The 17,846-nt window shown below is 75.4% G+C and carries 19 protein-coding genes; 9 read left to right on the forward strand and 10 right to left on the reverse strand.

What is annotated here, in order from left to right; translation table 11 throughout:
• Positions 1-6 precede the first annotated feature (6 nt).
• The 7 genes from F1C76_08865 to F1C76_08895 all read right to left on the reverse strand — a co-directional run bounded on the left by F1C76_08865 (position 7) and on the right by F1C76_08895 (position 7,193).
• A complete protein-coding gene (locus tag F1C76_08865) occupies positions 7-663 on the reverse strand; it encodes an Asp23/Gls24 family envelope stress response protein (protein ID QNG36689.1) in 657 nt (218 codons plus the stop codon).
• Entirely contained in the window at positions 660-1,421 is a 762-nt protein-coding gene (locus F1C76_08870; GenBank protein ID QNG36690.1) for a sigma-70 family RNA polymerase sigma factor, read from the reverse strand. The genes F1C76_08865 and F1C76_08870 overlap by 4 nt, the downstream gene beginning before the upstream one ends.
• Positions 1,304-3,523 carry an EAL domain-containing protein gene (locus F1C76_08875; GenBank protein ID QNG36691.1) on the reverse strand — a complete coding sequence of 740 codons (2,220 nt, stop codon included), beginning with the start codon at positions 3,521-3,523 and terminating at the stop codon, positions 1,304-1,306. Before F1C76_08875 ends, F1C76_08870 begins: the two co-directional genes overlap by 118 nt.
• Positions 3,524-3,632: 109 nt before the next feature.
• Positions 3,633-4,289, reverse strand: coding sequence for a response regulator transcription factor (locus F1C76_08880; protein ID QNG36692.1), 657 nt, complete (start codon positions 4,287-4,289; stop codon positions 3,633-3,635).
• Positions 4,286-5,437: a sensor histidine kinase gene (locus F1C76_08885; protein QNG36693.1), complete on the reverse strand. Its 1,152-nt coding sequence runs from the start codon at positions 5,435-5,437 to the stop codon at positions 4,286-4,288. The genes F1C76_08880 and F1C76_08885 overlap by 4 nt, the downstream gene beginning before the upstream one ends.
• Positions 5,438-5,475: 38 nt before the next feature.
• Positions 5,476-6,282 (reverse strand): ABC transporter permease subunit, encoded by an 807-nt coding sequence (locus tag F1C76_08890; protein QNG36694.1) that lies wholly within the window; start codon positions 6,280-6,282, stop codon positions 5,476-5,478.
• Positions 6,279-7,193 carry an ATP-binding cassette domain-containing protein gene (locus F1C76_08895; protein QNG36695.1) on the reverse strand — a complete coding sequence of 305 codons (915 nt, stop codon included), beginning with the start codon at positions 7,191-7,193 and terminating at the stop codon, positions 6,279-6,281. The genes F1C76_08890 and F1C76_08895 overlap by 4 nt, the downstream gene beginning before the upstream one ends.
• Before the next feature lie 185 nt (positions 7,194-7,378).
• Here F1C76_08895 and F1C76_08900 point away from each other — a divergent pair, with 185 nt between their 5' ends.
• The 7 genes from F1C76_08900 to F1C76_08930 all read left to right on the forward strand — a co-directional run bounded on the left by F1C76_08900 (position 7,379) and on the right by F1C76_08930 (position 12,351).
• Positions 7,379-8,992, forward strand: coding sequence for an HNH endonuclease (locus F1C76_08900; protein QNG36696.1), 1,614 nt, complete (start codon positions 7,379-7,381; stop codon positions 8,990-8,992).
• A 138-nt stretch (positions 8,993-9,130) separates the two neighbouring features.
• The gene (locus F1C76_08905; GenBank protein QNG39117.1) at positions 9,131-9,391 is read left to right on the forward strand and encodes a GlsB/YeaQ/YmgE family stress response membrane protein; all 261 of its coding nucleotides are present in this window, start codon (positions 9,131-9,133) and stop codon (positions 9,389-9,391) included.
• A 116-nt stretch (positions 9,392-9,507) separates the two neighbouring features.
• The gene (locus F1C76_08910; protein ID QNG36697.1) at positions 9,508-10,101 is read left to right on the forward strand and encodes a hypothetical protein; all 594 of its coding nucleotides are present in this window, start codon (positions 9,508-9,510) and stop codon (positions 10,099-10,101) included.
• Positions 10,098-10,730: a hypothetical protein gene (locus F1C76_08915; GenBank protein QNG36698.1), complete on the forward strand. Its 633-nt coding sequence runs from the start codon at positions 10,098-10,100 to the stop codon at positions 10,728-10,730. Before F1C76_08910 ends, F1C76_08915 begins: the two co-directional genes overlap by 4 nt.
• Positions 10,727-10,969, forward strand: a complete 243-nt coding sequence (locus tag F1C76_08920; protein ID QNG36699.1) for a helix-turn-helix transcriptional regulator — start codon at positions 10,727-10,729, stop codon at positions 10,967-10,969. Before F1C76_08915 ends, F1C76_08920 begins: the two co-directional genes overlap by 4 nt.
• A 59-nt stretch (positions 10,970-11,028) precedes the next feature.
• A complete protein-coding gene (locus F1C76_08925) occupies positions 11,029-11,571 on the forward strand; it encodes a hypothetical protein (protein QNG36700.1) in 543 nt (180 codons plus the stop codon).
• A gap of 102 nt (positions 11,572-11,673) precedes the next feature.
• Entirely contained in the window at positions 11,674-12,351 is a 678-nt protein-coding gene (locus F1C76_08930) for a DUF4232 domain-containing protein (GenBank protein QNG36701.1), read from the forward strand.
• On the opposite strand, the gene F1C76_08935 is transcribed toward F1C76_08930, so the two are convergent.
• Entirely contained in the window at positions 12,336-13,190 is an 855-nt protein-coding gene (locus tag F1C76_08935; protein ID QNG36702.1) for a HAMP domain-containing histidine kinase, read from the reverse strand. The genes F1C76_08930 and F1C76_08935 overlap by 16 nt on opposite strands.
• Entirely contained in the window at positions 13,190-13,894 is a 705-nt protein-coding gene (locus F1C76_08940) for a response regulator transcription factor (protein QNG36703.1), read from the reverse strand. The genes F1C76_08935 and F1C76_08940 overlap by 1 nt, the downstream gene beginning before the upstream one ends.
• 173 nt (positions 13,895-14,067) lie before the next feature.
• Between F1C76_08940 and F1C76_08945 the strand changes: the two genes are divergently transcribed.
• Both F1C76_08945 and F1C76_08950 read left to right on the forward strand, forming a co-directional pair.
• The gene (locus F1C76_08945) at positions 14,068-14,958 is read left to right on the forward strand and encodes a response regulator transcription factor (GenBank protein ID QNG36704.1); all 891 of its coding nucleotides are present in this window, start codon (positions 14,068-14,070) and stop codon (positions 14,956-14,958) included.
• A 23-nt stretch (positions 14,959-14,981) separates the two neighbouring features.
• Positions 14,982-15,950, forward strand: coding sequence for an SDR family NAD(P)-dependent oxidoreductase (locus F1C76_08950; protein ID QNG36705.1), 969 nt, complete (start codon positions 14,982-14,984; stop codon positions 15,948-15,950).
• On the opposite strand, the gene F1C76_08955 is transcribed toward F1C76_08950, so the two are convergent.
• Positions 15,947-17,845: a MoxR family ATPase gene (locus F1C76_08955; GenBank protein ID QNG36706.1), complete on the reverse strand. Its 1,899-nt coding sequence runs from the start codon at positions 17,843-17,845 to the stop codon at positions 15,947-15,949. The genes F1C76_08950 and F1C76_08955 overlap by 4 nt on opposite strands.
• Position 17,846 lies beyond the last annotated feature (1 nt).

Consider the following 17,846-nt stretch of genomic DNA (forward strand, 5'->3'; position numbering starts at 1 on the left):
GGATCCTCACGCGCCGTCCCCGGTGATCTGGTTCACACCGTCCTCCTCGAGGTCGGCGACGTGCACGTCGACCTCGACGACGTCCAGCCCGGTCAGCTCCCCGACACCGGCCACGACCGAGCGCCGGACGTCCTCGGCCAGCTGCGGCAGGGGGTGGCCGGGGGCGACGGTCAGCTGCACGGTGACCACGACCCGTCGTCCGGCCACCCCGATGCCCATGGCCCCGGCCCGCTGCGCCGCCGTCGGGCCGGTGGTCCACTCGGCCCGCACGGCGGCGACCGCCGCCGGCGGCGGGGCGGCCTGCCCGCGCACCGACCGCACGCCCTCGACCCGCTGGGCGGCGCGGCGGGCGACGACGGCGACCACCCAGGCGGCCACCCGGGTGACGCCGTCCCGCTCGGGGACGACGGCGTGCCAGGCGTGCGTGGCCATCGCGCTGACCCGTTCCATCACCTTCACGTCCAGGCCGACCGGCGTGGCGGGGGGCTCCTCCTCCAGCGCGCGCACCGGGGCCCACAGCTCGGCGAGCTCGGCCAGCGCGGCACGGCAGTGCGGGCAGGCCCGCTGGTGCTCGGGGTCGACGGGGTCGGCGCCGTCGGCGACCTGGTCGAGCAGGTCGTCCAGGCTGCAGCCGCAGGCCAGCTCGCGCGCCGGGCCGGTCACTGCCAGCCCCGCATGGTGTCGAGCAGACTGCGCCGGGCCCGGGCGATGCGGCCCCGGAGGGTGGGTTCGGACACCTCGAGCACGCGGGCAGCCTCCAGGTAGGACAGGCCTTCGAACTGGACCAGCACCAGGGCGGCACGCTGGTCGAAGGGCAGGGCACGGACGGCGGCCCGCAGGGCGCGGGTGCGCTCGGCGTCGACCACCTGGGCGTCGGGGTGCTCGGACGGCGGCACGGGTTCCTCGCCGGTGAGCGGGTCGACGGGCCGGCGGCGGGTGAGCAGCTGGCGGGCGGCGTTGGTGGTGATCCGGTGCAGCCAGGTGCTGAACGCGGCGTCCCCCCGGAAGGAGGGCAGCGCCCGCCAGGCGGACACCAGCGCGTCCTGCGCGACGTCCTCGGCGGCCGCGGACTCCCCGACCAGCCGGTGGGCGACCCGGTAGACCTGGTCGCGGTGCCGGGCCACGAGCACCTCGAAGGCGTCCGGGCTGCCCTGTTGGGCGCGTCGCACGAGGTAGGCGTCGTCGAGGTGCCGACCGTCGAGGAAGGCGGCGTCGAGGTCGCCGGGCACCGGCGTCGTCACCAGTCCCTCGTCCACGCCGGGAGGGTGCCCGGTGGACGCGCCCGCGAACCCCCGGCGGGCGGTCAGCCGCGGAGGCGGGCCCCCACGGGGTCCTCGAGCAGCCGGGCCGCCTGGTCCAGCGGGACCGGACGCGACCACAGGTACCCCTGCCCGGAGCCGGCCCCGGCGGCGGTCAGCCAGGCCGCCTGCCCGGCGTCCTCGACGCCCTCGGCGACGGTGGACAGGTGCAGGGAGTGGCCCATCGCGATGATCGCCTCGGCCAGCGAGGCGCCCTGCTCGGAGGACACCACGTGGTCGACGAAGGACTTGTCCACCTTGAGCACGTCGACGGGCAGGTCGCGCAGGTGGGCCAGGGAGCTGTAGCCGGTGCCGAAGTCGTCGATGGCGATCCGCACGCCGACGGCGCGCAGCCGGGCCAGCAGCGGGGCGACCACGTCGGCCCCGGCGAGCACGGCGGTCTCGGTGATCTCCAGGACCAGCCGGTCCGGGGAGAGACCGGTGCGGGCCAGCGTGCCGGTGACCAGCTCGACGAAGCCCGGTTCGGTCAGCTGGGGGACGGCGACGTTGACCGACATGCTGATCGGCCGGCGGTCGGGGTGCTGGAGGGTGACCGCGGCCCGGCAGGCCTCGCCGAGGACCCAGGTGCCCAGCGCGACGATCAGCCCGGACTCCTCGGCCAGCGGCACGAAGGCCCCGGGCGGGAGCAGCCCGCGCACCGGGTGCTGCCAGCGGACCAGGGCCTCGAACCCCTGCACCGTGGGGGTGCCGGGGGTGGTGAGGTCGACGGTGGGCTGGAAGTGCAGCACCAGCTCGTCGGCCTTCAGCGCTCGTTCCAGGTCCGCCCGCAGCTGCAGCCGCTCCAGGGCCGCGGAGTGCAGGCCGGGCTCGTAGGTCGCGGTACCCCGCTTGCCGCCGTCCTTGGCCAGGTACATGGCGACGTCGGCGTTGCGCAGCAGGTCGGCCCCGGTGGCGCCCTCGGGGGGTGCGTCGGCCAGGCCGATGCTCGCCCGCACGACGAGGTGGTGGCCGGCGGCCACCGCCGGGACGGCCAGCGCCTCGTGGATCCGGGCAGCGACCAGGTGGGCCTCGTCGAGGTCGGTGTCCTCCAGCAGGAGCGCGAACTCGTCGCCGCCGAGCCGGGCGACGGTGTCCCCGTCGCGGGCCAGCCCGGCGAGCCGCGCGCCGACCTCGCTCAGCAGGGCGTCGCCCACCTCGTGGCCGAAGCGGTCGTTGACCTCCTTGAAGTCGTCGAGGTCGATGAACAGCAGCGAGAGCCGGCGGGTGGACCCGACTCGACGGCGCAGGGCGTGCTCGAGCCGGTCACCGAACAGCCGGCGGTTGGACAACCCGGTGAGCGGGTCGTGCAGTGCCTGGTGGGTGAGCTGGCGCTCCAGCTCGACCCGGGCGGTGACGTCCCGGACGGTGAGCACCAGACCCTCGACGGCGGGGTCGGCCAGCTGGTTGCTCAGCACGCCCTCGACGTGCGCCACCCGGCCGTCGGCCCGGGTGAGCCGGAAGCCGACCGGGTGGTCCCCGTCGGGACGGGCGTCCAGCAGGGCCACCAGCGGCTCGACGTCGGCGGGGTGCACCCGCTGGTGCACCGGCGTGCCCAGCAGCTCCTCGACCGGGGCGTCGAAGAGCCGGGCGGCCGACCCGGTGGCGTAGCCGAACCGGCCGTCGGTGGTGAGGACGACGATGACGTCGACGCTGCTGCGCACCAGGCTGGCCAGCCGGCTCTCGGAGGCGACCAGGGTCTGCTGGGCGGTGACCTCGGCCTGCAGCCGGCGGTGCCGGGCGACCAGCCGGCGGAACCAGGCCATCCAGCCGACCGAGGCGACGACCAGCATCACGGCGTAGGCGATCCAGGCCTGCAGGTCGAGGGTGGCGGCGCGGTCGTCGAGCTCGGCGGCCAGCACGTCGAGCTCGCTCCGGACGCCGGTCAACGCCTCCGGCCCGCCACGGACGGCGTCCGCGGCGGCGCTGAGGACGGCGACCCGGTCGGCAGGTGCGTCCAGGGCCTGCAGCTCCGCGGCGGCACGGTCGAGGTCGGTGGCGAACAGGGGGAGGTCGACGGGCATCGCGGCGGCGGCCTCACCGACCAGCTGGGCGACCACGACCCGCTGGTCGGCGACCGGGGTGGCCCGGGTGTACACGCCGTCCAGCAGCAGGAACTCGGCGCCGATGACGGCCAGGGTGCCGAGCACGGTGGCCAGCACCCGCCAGCGGGAGGCCCGGGCGCGCTCCTGGAGCGGCACCGCCACCTCGTCGTCCAGCGTCGACATCGATCTCCCCGCCCGGTGCCCCCGTGGCACGCATCACCGGGACCTTCGGCCCTGTCGCGCCGGTCGTGCAGCCGTCCCGGCGGGGTTCATCCGCGCGGGTGAGCCGGTCTCACCCCGGGGTGACCAGCCGCGCCTCGTAGGCGAGCACCGCGGCCTGGGTGCGGTCCCGCAACCCGGTCTTGGCCAGGATCCGGCCGACGTGGGTCTTCACCGTCAGCTCCGAGAGCACCAGGTGGGCGGCGATCTCGGCGTTGGACAGCCCGCGGGCGACGTGCCCGAGCACCTCCCGCTCGCGGTCGGTGAGCACGTCGAGCCGGGTGTCCCGCCCGGTCGCCCCGGACGGGAGCCCGGCGGCGAAGGTCTCCAGCAGCCGGCGGGTGACCCGCGGGGAGACCACGGCGTCCCCGCGGGCGACGGTGCGGATCGCGGCGAGCAGGTCGGCGGGCTCGGTGTTCTTGAGCAGGAAGCCGCTCGCCCCGGCGCGCAGCGCGGCGAAGGCGTGCTCGTCGAGGTCGAAGGTGGTGAGCACGAGCACCCGGCTGGGCAGCCCGGCGGCGACGATCTGCGCGGTGGCCTGGACGCCGTCCAGCACCGGCATCCGCACGTCCATCAGGACGACGTCGGGCCGCAGGTCGCGGGCCAGGGTCACGGCGGCGGCGCCGTCCCCGGCCTGGCCGACGACCTCGAGGTCGGGCTGGGCGTCGAGCACCATGCCGAACCCGACCCGGACCAGCGGCTCGTCGTCGACGAGCAGGACGGTGGTCACGCAGCACCCGCCGGCGTCAGCGGGAGGGCGGCCCGCACGCGCCAGCCGCCGTGCTCGCCCGGCCCGGTCTCGACCGAGCCGCCCCACGCGCCGAACCGCTCCCGCATGCCGACCAGGCCGTGCCCGGACGCGCGGTCGGGGTCCGGGCGGGGCGTCGTCCCCCGGCCGTCGTCGCGCACCTCGACCTCCAGCGACCCGGGCGTCCAGGTGAGCCCGACCCGCGCGGTGCGGGCGTCCCGGGCGTGGGTGAGCGTGTTCGTCAGGGCCTCCTGGACCAACCGGTGGACGGCGAGCTGCGCGGTGGCCGGCAGCTGCGACGGGCTGCCGGTGACGGTCACGGTGACGGCGAGCCCCGCCGCCCGGACCTGCTCGACGAGCCGGTCGAGCTGGTCCAGGCCGGGGGTGGGGGCGTCGGCGACCGCCGCCCCGTCCGCGCGCAGCACGCCCAGCAGCCGGTGCATCTCCGCGATCGCCTCCCGGCCGGTGCTGGCCACCTGTCCCACCGCCTGCCGGGCCGGGCCGGTGGCACCGGCGTCCATCGCGTAGCCGGCGCCGTCGGCCAGCGCGGTCATCACCGAGATGTTGTGCGCCACGACGTCGTGCACCTCGCGGGCGATCCGGGCGCGCTCGTCGGCGACGGCCACCCTGTCCCGGGCGTCGCGTTCGCGTTCGGCGCGGTGGGCCCGGTCCTCCAGCGCCTGCATCAGCGAGGTCCGGGTGCGCCGGTTCCGGCCGACGACGAGGGCCAGCACCGTCAGCGCGGTCAACGGCACGACGCTCTGCCCGCCGGGCTGGCCGGCGAGCGCCACGACCGCGACGGTCACCGGCAGAGCCGCGACGAGCACCGCGCCGGCGACCACCTCCCGGGTGGGCCGGTGCTCGGCCACCAAGGCGAGCAGCCAGAACAGCACCAGCCCGGCCGGGAGCAGCGCCTCCGGGGCGAGGCCCCGGGAGACCCAGAAGGCCCCGAGCAGCGCAGCTGCGGCGGCGAGCCCGGCCAGCGGCGCGCGGCGGCGGGCCAGTGCGGGCAGCCACAGCAGCAGCGAGACGACCACCTCGGTGGGTCCGGCGCCCAGCCGGACCAGCGGCCCCAGGCTCAGCAGCGCCAGCCCGAGGACCGGGACGACGAGGCGCAGGCGCGGGGACACGACGTCGATCGTGCCGTGCCGCCGCGCCTGCGCCCCGGTCACACGTCCCGGCTGCGCAGCCGGACGACCGAGGCGGCCAGTCCGACCACCACGTAGCCGACCAGGACGGCGAACCCGACCCACGGCGCGAACTCGCCCGGGACCGGCGTCAGCTGCAGCAGCTGCCCGCCGGCCTGGCCGGGGAGCCAGCGGACGAGGTCCGGACCCCAGCTGGCGGGCAGGAGCTGACCCAGGATCGGCAGCAGGAACACCAGGCCGAACAGCACGGCGACCGCGCCGGCGGTGGAGCGGAGCAGCCAGCCCAGCGCCGTCCCCAGCACGGCGATGGCGGTCAGGTAGAGCGCCGTCCCCACGACGACCCGCAGCACGCCGTCCTCACCGAGTCCGGGCATGCCGTCGGTGACCGCGGCGCCCACGGCGTAGGAGGCGAAGGCCGCGACCAGCGAGGCGACGAGCACGAGCGCGCCGAGCACGGCGGCCTTGCCGAGCACGACCGGCCAGCGCTTCGGGGTGGCGGCGAAGGTGCTGCGGATGGTGCCGGAGGTGTACTCCCCGGTGACCAGCAGGACGCCGAGCACACCGAGGGCCAGCTGGGCGAGGTTGTAGCCGGCCAGGCTGAGGGTCAGCGGCAGGGAGAAGTCGACGCTGGGTGGGCCGCCGCCGTCGCCGCCGGGACCGCCGGTGTCGGCGGTGCTGGTGAACAGCAGACCGAGCAGCACCATCGCGACCAGGGCGCCCATCAGCACGTTCCACGTGGAACGCAGGGAGCGGGTCTTCACCCACTCGCCGCGGAGCAGGCCCGCGGCGCCGCCCGTCGTCGTCTTGTCGGGGGCGGTGATGGTCATGCCGGCTGCTCCTGGGTGCGGTACTCGCGGTCGTCGTGGGTGAGGGCCATGAAGGCCTCCTCGAGCGAGGCCTGGACCGGCGCGAGCTCGTGGAGGGCGATCCCGGACTCGGCGGCCCGGTCGCCGACGGTCTCGGCGGTCAGGCCGGTGACCAGCAGCAGGCCGCGTTCGGGGGACTCGACGGTGACGTCGGCGCCGGCCAGCAGGCCCGCGAGCTCGGTGGCGCGGGGGCTGCGCACCCGGACGGCGTCCCCGCCGGCCCGGCGGATGAACTCCGCGGTGGACACGTCGGCGACGAGCCGGCCGCGGCCCATCACGACCAGGTGCTCGGCGGTCACCGACATCTCGGCCATGAGGTGGGAGGAGAAGAAGACGGTGCGACCCTCGGCGGCCAGCCCCCGGGCGAGGGTGCGGATCCACAGCACGCCGTCGGGGTCCAGGCCGTTCACCGGCTCGTCGAGCACCACGGTGGCCGGGTCGCCCAGCAGCGCGGTGGCGACGCCGAGCCGCTGGCCCATGCCGAGGGAGAAGCCGCCGACCCGCTTGCCGGCGACGCTGGTCAGGCCGGCCAGCTCGAGCACGGTCTCCACCCGCTGCTTCGGGATGCCGGCCGTCGCGGCCAGGGCCTGCAGGTGGGCGCGGGCGGTGCGGCCGGGGTGCAGGGCCCGGGCCTCCAGCAGTGCCCCGACCTGCCGTAGCGGGTCGCGGTGCTCGGCGTAGTGCTTGCCGTTGACCAGCGCGGTGCCGGCGGTGGGGCGGTCCAGCCCGAGCACCATGCGCATGGTCGTGGACTTCCCGGCCCCGTTCGGTCCCAGGAACCCGGTCACCACCCCCGGTCGCACCGTCACGGTCAGGTCGTCGACAGCCGTCTTCGCGCCGTAGCGCTTGGTCAACCCGCGGAGTTCGATCACGGTCTCCATGGTGCTCGGCTGCGGCGTCGCCGGCGTCAGCCCGGGGGACGGTCTTCGGGTACTCCTGCAGGACTACGGACGGCGGGCTCCCGTGACGGGATGCGAGCGCTCGGTGACGAAGAAAGTCCAGCTGGGGGGCCTGTCCGGGCCCCGTTTCTGTCAGACCCCACCGCTAGCTTCGTGGCATGGAGACGGGGCTGCGGTGGGAGGTCGGGGTGTCGGCGTCCCTGGCTTCGCCCGACCCGTGGCCTGATGAGGAGCTGCCTGCTGGGGTGACCCGTCGGCGGACGCGGTTGTCGGAGATCGTGGACGTGTCGCACTGGGACGACGCCGCGTGCGCTCAGGCCCTGCAGGCCCTTGCCGACGCGGATTCCCAGCTGGCGGCGTTCCGGGCCGATGTGGTGAAGCGGTTCGCCGACGTGCGCCCGGACCTGTGGGACCTCAACCCCGACGACCCGGCCGCCAAGGTCGAGGGCTGGGGGTCGGGGCGGACGTTCAACGGGGTGACGGAGTTCTTCACCGACGAGCTCGCGACGGTGTTGGGCACGTCGCGGATGCGGGCGGACACCCTGGCCAACCTCTCCCTGGTGCTGCGCGAGCAGCTCATCGACACCTGGCACGCCCTCGCCGAGGGCCGCATCGACGAGCCGCGGGCACACGCCCTGGTGAAGGCGCTGGGGTGGCAGGCACCGGCGGTGGACGCCGAGATCGTGGCCGCGGTCGAGCGGGAGGCGTTGCAGTGGGCGGTCGCCGGGGAGGGCCCGTACCGGCTGCGGGAGCGGGCTGCCGCCTTGTTGCTGCAGTACGACGCCGAGGCCTCCGACCGGCGGCGCAAGGCCGCGAAGAAGCTCACCGACGTGGTGGTCCGCAACCCGGCAGACGGGTTCGCCGACTTCGTGGTGCGGATGCCCACCGAGGTCGCGGCCGCGTCGTGGGACACCTGCGACACCTACGCCCGCCTGCGCAAAGCGGCTGGGGACACCCGCCCGATCGGGGAACTCCGGGCGCTGGTTGCGACCGATCTGATCCTGCGACCGTGGGACACCTCCCGGGAGCCGGTCACGGCGCACCTGACCCTGTTCGCCCCGTTGCCCAGCCTGGTCGAGGACCCCAGCGCTGATCCTCCAGGCCCCGATGCGCCACCGGAGTGCGGCCGGGTCGGCAACCAGCCCATCACCGCAGCCCACCTCCGGGAACTCCTCACCCAACTCGGGTTCTGCACCGCCACCGGCCTGGACGTCCCACCGGGCAGCACCGTCGACATCGCGCTCACCGCCCCAGGGACCGGGGCGCTGCGAGCAGTGGTCACTCCGCACCAGCTCAGACACCTGGCCCGCAGGGGGTGCCCTGAGCACCAGGGGACAGGTCTGCCCTGCGACTGCCCCGTGCTCGACGCACCACCGCCAACGGACGCCTACCGGCCGACCACTGAGCAGAACCGGTTCATCGACGCCCGCGACCGCACCTGCCGCCACCCCGGCTGCCAGAGACCGGCCCGGTTCACCGACGCCGACCACGTCGTCGCCTTCCACGAGGGCGGCCGCACCGAGTGCGCCAACCTCTGCAACCTCTGTCGACGACACCACCGGCTCAAGACCCACGCACCCGGCTGGCACTACTCCATGACCCCGGACGGACGGCTGTCGGTCACCACACCGAGCGGGGTGACCAGGACCAGCGCACCCCCGGGCACCCACCACCGGCTCCGACCCGACGACCTCCTCCACCCCCTGGAGACCGCAGTCCCCGAGCTTCCCGCACCCGCCGCGGACCCCGCGGCCGACCCACCGCCCTTCTGAGCGGACGCGCGACCCAGGGGTGCACGACGGGATCGGTGCAGGCGGGTGGGGTTATGCGGGGTCCGGCCGGGGTACCGGGTGCCCGTCCGGCGGCAGACCGTCGGGTGATCACCTCACACCTGGAGCACCACCATGGGCATCATCGGCTTCCTCGTCTTCGGCCTCGTCGTCGGCGCTGTCGCCCGGCTGATCAAGCCCGGCAAGCAGAACCTCTCGATCCTCGCCACCCTCGGCCTGGGCATCGTGGGCTCGCTGATCGGTGGCGTCGTCGCCACCCTGCTGGGCACCGGCCGGTTCACCGAGCTCAACATCCTCGGCGCGCTCGTGGCCATCGCCGCAGCCGTCCTGCTCATCGGTGTCGCCGAGAGCGTGACCGGCAAGCGCTCCGTGCGCAGCTGACCACCTGACCCGACGACCCCGGACGCGGTGCTGGCGTCCGGGGTCGTCGCACGTCCGGACCCGGTCGCATCGGCACAACGATTGTCGATGCCATCGACTGTCGTTATGGTGCCTCCATGCGACGACACCTCACCGGCCCACGGTCGGCCGGCATCGCGGGCACCCTGCTCCTCGTCGCGGCCTCGGTGGCCACGGTCGTCGGCCTGGCCGTCGTCCTCGGCGCTGCGCTGGGGGACGACGGGGAGGCCCGAGTGCCCGTGGTCGGCGCGGTCGACGTCGCCGTCCCGGCCGGTGTCACCACGTTCTCCGGCGAGGCCAGCACGGTCGTCCAGGTCGCCGGCCTGCCGCTGGGCCTGCGACTGCTCTCCGTCCTCGGGGTCGCACTCCTGTGCGCGTCGCTGGTCGTCGGCGCCCTCGCCCTGCGGTCGGTGATGACCGGCATCCACGCCGGCACCCCGTTCGTCGGCCGCCCCGGCGCACGGCTGACCCTCGTCGCCGGCACCGTGTTCGTCGGTGCCGTCGTCGCCCCGCTGGTCGAGGACGCGACCGCCTGGGTGCTGCTCGACCGGGTCGACCTGCTCGACGGCCCGTTCCGCCCTGGCCTCGAGGTGCCGTGGACCGCACTGCTGCTGACCCTGCTGGTGTTGGCCGTCGCCGCTGCGTTCGCCCAGGGCAGCCGGCAGACCCGCGAGCTGGCGGGGCTGGTGTGAGCGCCGACCGACAGGCGGCGCGGCCGCTCCTGGGTCCGCGGTCCTCCCGCGCCCTCAGCATCCTGCTGATCCTGATCGGCACCCTGGCCTGCGCCGCCACGGCCATCCTGCTCGTCCGAGCGGTCACGACCGACTCCGCGAACACCGTGGTCACCCTGTCCAACGAGACACGGCTCGCGCTGGACGACAGCCTGCAGCTGCCCGACGACCTGAGCCTCGCCGGATACCAGATCGCCGTACAGCTGACCACCGAGGACCTGCCCGTCGGCACCCGCCTGCTGATCAACCTGGGGGTCGGCATGCCCTTCCTTCGTGGCGGGCTCGCTGCCCTGGCGCTCAGCCGCGTGCTGTGGACCCTGCACACCGAGCGCCCCTTCCAGCGCAGCAACGCCCGGCTGCTGGTCGTCGTCGCCGTCCTGTGGGCGGTGTACTCGTGGATCACCCCCCAGGTCGTGCGCACCGCCTCCATGGACGCCCTGCAGCTCTCCGGCTCCCCCGCCGGGCTCGAGCCCGCCGTCGACAGCAGCTCCCTGCCGGTCACCTGGTTCGGCCTGCTGCTGCTCCTCGCCGTCGCCGAGGTCTTCCGCCGCGGTGCCCGCCAGGCCCGCGACGTCGACGGCCTGGTGTGAGCCGCACCCAGCCCGAGGACGAGGACGCCGGCCACCGCGTCCGCTGCCACCTCGACCGGCTGCTCGCCGCCCGCGGCATGACGCTGGTCGAGCTCTCCCAGCGCGCCGGGGTGTCTGTCGTGAACCTGTCGGTGCTCAAGAACGACCGGGCCCGCGCCGTGCGGTTCAGCACCCTGACCGCGGTGTGTGACGCACTCGGCTGCCAACCCGGCGAACTCCTGTCGGTGGATCCGGTCTGAACCTGGGGGCCACCGGGGTAAGCGGCATTTACACACTCGCCACACCGTCTGGAGCCACCATGGCCCGCAACACCCTGTCCCGCTCGCTCCACGACGTCGGCCTGGCCGCCTGGTTCGGCGGCACGCTCGCCAACGCCGTCGCACTCAACGCCGCGGCCGCCGAGGCCGGCGACGCCCAGTCCGTCGGCGACGTCGCCAACGCCGGCTGGGACCGCTGGACCCCGGTCAACGCCGTCGCCATCGGCGCCCACCTGATCGGCAGCGTCGGCCAGCTGCGCGGCAACCGCGACCGGCTCAAGAACCAGCGGGGCGTCGCCACCATGTCCACCGTCAAGTCGGTGCTGACCATCGCCGCGCTCGGTGTCACCGGCTACAGCCGGGTGCTCGGCCAGAAGACCTCCGCCGGCCGCGCGCCGAGTTCCTCGGGCACGAAGCCCTTGAAGAAGACGTCGGCCGACGCCGCGTCCGCACAGCTCCAGCTGGACAAGCTGCAGTGGGTCATCCCCGCCCTGACCGGCGCCCTGGTCGTCGTCAGCTCCTTCGCCGGCGAGCAGCAGCGCCCCGCGTCGGTCCTCGAGGGCCTCACCGCCAAGAAGAGCTGACCTCCGCACCGGCACGGACGTCACCGAACGGTCACACGCCGTTCCCCGATGGTGACGTCCGTGCAGGTGAGAAGCATGGTTGCGCGGGGCAACATGATGGTCATGACCGCACGAACGACACGCCTGGCCCTGCCCGTCCTCCTCGCCGGGGGGCTCGCGCTCAGCGCCTGCTCCTTCCTCGGTGGCACGGACGACGCCGCAGCGGCCGGCACGAGCACCCGTCCCAGCACGAGCACCACCAGCGCGAGCAGCGCCGGCACCGCCACCAGTGCACCCGCGGCCACCGCAGGCACCACCGCGGCCCCCACCGCGACCGCGGCCCCGGAGCCCAGCGGCGCGGACCCGACCACCGCGGGCGGCCCCGACCGTTGCCACACCAGCGAGCTGTCCGGGTCCCTGGTCCAGGGCGACTCCGCCGCCGGCACCCGGGGCGCCACCCTCACGCTGACCAACAGCGGTGGCGAGACCTGCACCGTGTACGGCTACGGCGGGCTCGGCCTGATCGGACAGGACGGCTCGGCGCTGCCCACCACCCAGGTGCGCTCGGACGCCGTCACGCCCCGCACCGTGACCCTGCAGCCCGGGCAGGCGGTGTCGGCGCTGATCACCTGGACGGTCGTCCCCACCGGGAACGAGCCCACCACGGGCGACTGCGAGGCGACCCCCGGCCGGCTGAGCGTCATCCCGCCCGACGAGACCGACGCGCTGTCGGTCTCGTGGCCGGCCGGGCCGGTCTGCGACGCCGGGACCATCACCCAGGACGCCTACGGCGCGGCCTGACCGCTCCCGGGCCCACCGGTGGGCAGCGACACCCGCACCACGGTGCCGCTGCCCAACCGGCTCTCCACCCCGACCCGACCACCGTGCCGCTCGACGACGGCGCGCACGAGCGGGAGCCCCAGCCCACTGCCGGGCACCGTCCGCGCTGCCGGGCTGCGGTAGAGCTCGTCCCACACCTGGGGCAGGTCCTCGGCCGCGATGCCCTGCCCGGTGTCCGCCACCTCGAGCACCACGTGCCCGGTGGTCTCCCGTGCGCGCACCTCCACCCGCCCGCCGGCAGGGGTGTACTTCACCGCGTTGTCCAGCAGGTTCCACACCGCGAGGGCCAGCAGGTCGGCGTCCCCGACGACGACGGGCAGCGGCCAGGGCGCCCGCGGCAGGTCCACCGTCAGCTCGCGCTCGGCCACCCCGGGCAGGTCGCGCGCGGCGTCCACCGTCTCCTCGACGATCTCGGTCAGGTCGACCGGTCGACGGTCCAGCCGACTGCCCTCGACGTCGGCGATCTTGCGCAGGTCGGCGGTGAGCCGGCTCAGCCGCAGCACCTGGTCCTCGATGGTGCGCACCGCCGCCTCCCGCCCCTCCCCCGGACCGGCACTGACGTTCGCGGTGGCCGCCCGCATCGCGGTCAGCGGGTTCTTCAGCTCGTGGTCCAGCCGGGACAGCAGCAGCCGCCGGTCGCGCGCCGTGGCCTCGGCCTGGGCGGCCAGCTGACGACGGCCCCGCCGGTCCCGGAGCAGGACCACGACCAGCACCAGGACGACGACGGCGAGCACCAGCCCCCCGACCGCCAGCACCCAGTCCCGCGGGTACGCCGACAGGTACCACCGCTCCCCGCCCATCAGCCGGCCACCACGTCGCCGCGGAACAGGTAGCCCTCGCCGGGCACGGTGACCACCAGCTGCGGCCGGGCCGAGTCCCGCTCGAGCGCCCGCCGCAGCTCGGCGACCCGGGTGTCCACCGTGCGGGTGCTGCTGTGGAAGGACCAGCCCCACACCTGCTCCAGCAGGCGTTCCCGGGAGACCGCCTCCTCGGGGTGCGCCATGAGGTAGGCCAGCAGGGTCACCGCCCGCGGGGTCAGCACGACCTCCGCGCCGTCCCGCAGCACCCGCTGCGACACCCGGTCCAGCACCAGCGCGCCGCTGCGCAGCCGCGAGGCACTGGCCAAGGACGGGCCCACCGAGGCGCCGCGTCGCAGCACGGCCCGGATGCGGGCGACCAGCTCGTGCGGGTCGAAGGGCTTGTTGAGGTAGTCGTCGGCGCCCTCCTCCAGGGCCATCGTCCGTTCCCCCGACTCCCCCACCTGGGTCAGCAGGATGATCGGCACCGTCCCGCCGTCCTCGCGCACCCGGCGCAGCACCGCGCGCCCGTCCCGCCCGGGCATGAGGACGTCGAGCACCACGAGGTCCGGCGCGGCGTCGGCCACCCGGGCCAGCGCCTGGTCCCCGTCGGCGGCGACGACCACGTCGAACCCGCTGCGCTGCAGGAACGGCGCCAGGTTGTCGGTGATCGCGGCCTCGTCGTCCACGAGCAGGATGGTCGGCACGTCTGCCGATCCTGGACCTGCGACCGGGGATCCGCTGGTCACGGGGGTTGCAGCGACGTGGCACCCGGTGCCGCCCACCGTTGCCCCACCGTCCCGGACGTGGTCCAGTGGGGTGACGGGGGTCACCCCGCGGCAGGGGGACGGAGGCCGGTGCGCACGAGCTGGGGACGACGATGACCACCCCGGGGGCCGCCGCACTGCGTCCGCCGGACCGGGACGCCCTGCGCGCCGTCCTCCGGGAGGTCGCCGGGACCTCCGGGCTGCCGATCGCCTTCGGCGGCCAGGTGCAGCCCCACCTCGCCGCCAGCGGCCGGGACGCGGTGCGGATCACCGAGCTGCGCGGCACCCGGACCGCACACCTGCGCGGGCTCGCCGTGGTCGCCGGGGCCGGCCTGGGCGGCCGGGTGCTCACCGAGGGCCGGCTGCACGCCGTGGAGGACTACGGCCTGGCCCGGGGCATCACCCACGACTACGACGGCCCGGTGCTCGCCGAGGGCCTGTGCACCGTCGTCGCCACCCCCGTGCTGGTCCGCGGCGCTGCGCGCGCGGTGGTCTACGCCGCCAGCCGGGAGCCGGGTTCGGTGGGGGACCGGGTGCGTGACTCCCTGACCCGGGCCGCCGGCCGGATGGCCGCCGAGCTCGCGGTGCGCGACGAGGTGGACCGGCGGGTGGCCATGCTGGAGGCCTCCGCGGTGGGCCCGCACCCCGGCGGTCACGACGCCGCCTCGCTGGAGGAGGTCCGGGCGGTGCACTCCGACCTGCGCCTGGTCGCCGCGGCCCTCACCGACGACGCGCTGCGCGAGCGGGTGCACGCTGCGTGCTCCCGGCTCGCCGCCCTGGGCGGCGGCGGGCGCCTGCCTGCCCCGGCGGTGGCGCTGTCGGCGCGGGAGACCGACGTGCTCGCCCAGGTGGCGCTGGGATGCTCCAACGCCGAGAGCGCCCGCCGGCTCTCGGTGCGCCCGGAGACGGTCAAGAGCTACCTCGCCGCGGCGATGGCCAAGCTGGACGCGCACACCCGCCACGAGGCCGTCGTCCGCGCCCGCTCCCTCGGGCTGCTGCCCTGACCTGACGCTGGGACCCTGGCCGGGTGCGTCGACCCCCCGCCCCCGCCCGCCTGCTGGACGCCGTCCTCGACCGGCTCGTCGTCCCCGGGTACAGCCGGCTCGGCCCGGCGCTGCGCCACCGCTGGTGGCCCGCCGACCCCCCGGCCGGGGCGCTGGCCGGGAAGCGGGTGCTGGTCACCGGGGCCACCTCGGGCATCGGCGAGGCCATGGTCGACGGGTTCCTGGCCCTCGGCGCCGCGGTGCACGTGCTGGGCCGCAACGGGGACAAGACGCAGGCACTGGTCGCGCGGCTGCGCGCCGAGCACGCCGGTGCCGACGTCGAGGCCGAGGTCTGCGACATCGGCGACCTGGACGCCGTCCGCACCTGGGCCGCCGGCTTCACCGGCCGGGTCGGCGCGCTGCACGGGCTGGTGCACAACGCCGGGGCGCTGCCCGCCGAGCGCAGCGAGACCGCCCAGGGCCACGAGACGACCCTGGCCGTCCACGTGCTCGGGCCGCACCTGATGACCTCGCTGCTGGCCGACACCCTGGTCGACGACGCGTCGAGCGTCGTCTGGATGTCCTCGGGCGGCATGTACGGCGCGAGGCTCCGCGACGACGACCTCGAGTTCCGCACCGGGGAGTACAGCGGGGTGCGGGCCTACGCGCGGACCAAGCGGATGCAGGTCGTGCTCGCCGCCCGCTGGGCCGACCGGCTCGCCGGCCGGCGGGTCCGGGTGGAGAGCACCCACCCCGGCTGGGTGGACACCGCGGGGGTGACCAGCTCGCTGCCGGGGTTCGGGAAGGCGGTCGGTCCGCTGCTGCGGACCGCTGCCGAGGGCGCGGACACCACCGTGTGGCTGGTCGCCACCCGACCGCCCTCGACGGGGGAGCACTTCTGGCACGACCGGGCGCAGCGGCCCAGCACGCTGGGGTGGGAACGCGGGCAGGACCCGGCCGCGGTGACCCGGTTCCTCGACCAGGTCGCCGCGGCGACGGGCACCCCGGCCTAACCCAGCAGCCGGGTCAGCGCCGGGCCGATGTCCAGCACGCTGCGCACCATCTCGGCCCGACCGGCCCCGCGGGCGGCCAGCGCCCGGGCCGCGGCCTCGGCCTCCTCGGTGGGCAGCGGGCAGAGCACGTGCAACCGGTCGATGCCGGCCAACGCGGTCTCCGGCGGGGCGCCGGTGGTGTGCAGGCAGTCCGAGAGCAGCACGACCATCCGCTCGTCGGACACCGCCGGGGTGAGCTGGGTCCGGGCAGCCCGCAGGGCGGCCGCCAGGTCGGTCATGCCGTGCCCGCGCAGCGTGACCAGCTGACCGACCAGGTCCTCCGGCGGACGGCGCTGCCCCAGCGCCTGCAGCTCGGTGACCGCGCCGGCGAAGCTGATCACGCTGGTCTCCAGCTTCTCGTCCGCGGCCAGCACCACCCCGGCCGCGGCGATCGCCGCGATCGCCACGCCCAGCCCGTTCATCGACCCGGAGTGGTCCACCACCAGGCAGACCGCCCGGCGGTGCCCCGTCCAGGTGCGGGTGACCAGGTCCTCCGTGGCCGGGGGCCACTGCCCGGTCCAGCGGTCCAGCGTGCGGTCGAGGTCCAGGTCGCCGTCGGCCCGCCGGTTGGGCACCAGCCGCCGGGTGCCCCGGTTGCGCGTGCTGCCCACCCGGCCGACCTGGATGAACACCCGCGAGGCCAGCCGCCGGGCCGCGTCGCGCAGCTCCCGGTCGGTGGCCAGCGCGAGATCGGCCAGCAGCGCCGCCGCGGCGTCGGGGTCCTCGGCCATCAGCGAGGCGAAGGCCTCCTCGTCGAGCTCGCCCACCTCCGGGCTCACGTCGTCGAAGGCCTCGTGCTGCTGCTGCATCTGCTGACGGGGGTTCTGCCGCCGGCTGGCCGAGGACTCCCGACGGGCGGAGCTGGCGGACTCGGGGCCCGCAGGCTGGTCAGCCTGCGGGCCGCCCCCTTTTGGGTCGGCCGCTCCCGGGTCGCCCTGCTGCTGCTCGGACCCCTCGGAGTCCCCCGGGTCCTCCTCCGGCGGTGGCCCCTCGGCCGGCCAGACGTCGTCCAGGATCGCGTCGATCACCGACTCCGGGGTCCGCTCGACGCCGTCGACGACCTTGACCCGGCCCGACAACGCGGCGTGCGCGGCGTCCCGGGCGGTCTCCCGGGCACCGTCGGCACCCAGCCCGCCGCCCCCGCGGATCTCCAGCAGCCCGCCCAGCAGCATCACCAGGTCGATCGCACCGCGCACCGAGGAGCCCATCCGCAGGTCGCGGTGCTCCCGGGTGGCCCGCACCATCCGCACCGAGAAGCCGATGGACGCGGGGTCCCCGCCGGTCACCTGCCCGACGATCGCCCGCTCGGCGTCGGGCCCCTGGTAGCCCAGGACCACCCGGCACATCCGGTCGGCGATGGCCTGACCGACCCGGGCGGTGCCGATCGCGTCGAAGGGGTTCATCGCCGCGATGAGCCGGAACCCGCTGGCCGCGCGCACCCGGCCGAGCCGGGGCACGGCGATCTCGCCCTCGGTGAGCACCGTGATGAGGACGTTCAGCGTCTCCTCGGGGATCCGGTTCAGCTCCTCGAGGTAGAGCAGTCCCGAACCGCGCATCGCGGTCAGCAGCGGCCCGTCGGTGAAGCTGCTGGGCACGTACCCGTCGGTCATCACCGCCGACGGGTCGTACTGGCCCACCAGCCGGGCGGGGGTGAGCTCGGCGTTGCCCTCGACGAAGACCACCTCGGTGCCGACGTCGGCGGCGATCGAGCGCAGCAGCGTCGACTTGCCGGTGCCGGGCGGGCCCTCGAGGACCACGTGCCGGTTGGTCCGCAGCGCGACGGTGAGCACCTCGCGCTCCTTGCGCAGGCCGATGACCGGGCTCGTGGGGGCGGGCGGTGCGGGCAGGGCGGTCACG

This window comes from Geodermatophilaceae bacterium NBWT11 (assembly GCA_014218215.1).
In the GTDB taxonomy this organism is placed as follows: Bacteria; Actinomycetota; Actinomycetes; order Mycobacteriales; family Geodermatophilaceae; genus Klenkia.

Bases quoted from the DNA above. Each gene is read 5' to 3' on its own strand.
- F1C76_08875 (QNG36691.1), bottom strand. From the start codon at position 3,523: ATGTCGACGCTGGACGACGAGGTGGCGGTGCCGCTCCAGGAGCGCGCC.
- F1C76_08890 (QNG36694.1), bottom strand. From the start codon at position 6,282: ATGACCATCACCGCCCCCGACAAGACGACGACGGGCGGCGCCGCGGGC.
- F1C76_08900 (QNG36696.1), top strand. From the start codon at position 7,379: ATGGAGACGGGGCTGCGGTGGGAGGTCGGGGTGTCGGCGTCCCTGGCT.
- F1C76_08910 (QNG36697.1), top strand. From the start codon at position 9,508: ATGCGACGACACCTCACCGGCCCACGGTCGGCCGGCATCGCGGGCACC.
- F1C76_08925 (QNG36700.1), top strand. From the start codon at position 11,029: ATGGCCCGCAACACCCTGTCCCGCTCGCTCCACGACGTCGGCCTGGCC.
- F1C76_08930 (QNG36701.1), top strand. From the start codon at position 11,674: ATGACCGCACGAACGACACGCCTGGCCCTGCCCGTCCTCCTCGCCGGG.
- F1C76_08935 (QNG36702.1), bottom strand. From the start codon at position 13,190: ATGGGCGGGGAGCGGTGGTACCTGTCGGCGTACCCGCGGGACTGGGTG.
- F1C76_08945 (QNG36704.1), top strand. From the start codon at position 14,068: ATGACCACCCCGGGGGCCGCCGCACTGCGTCCGCCGGACCGGGACGCC.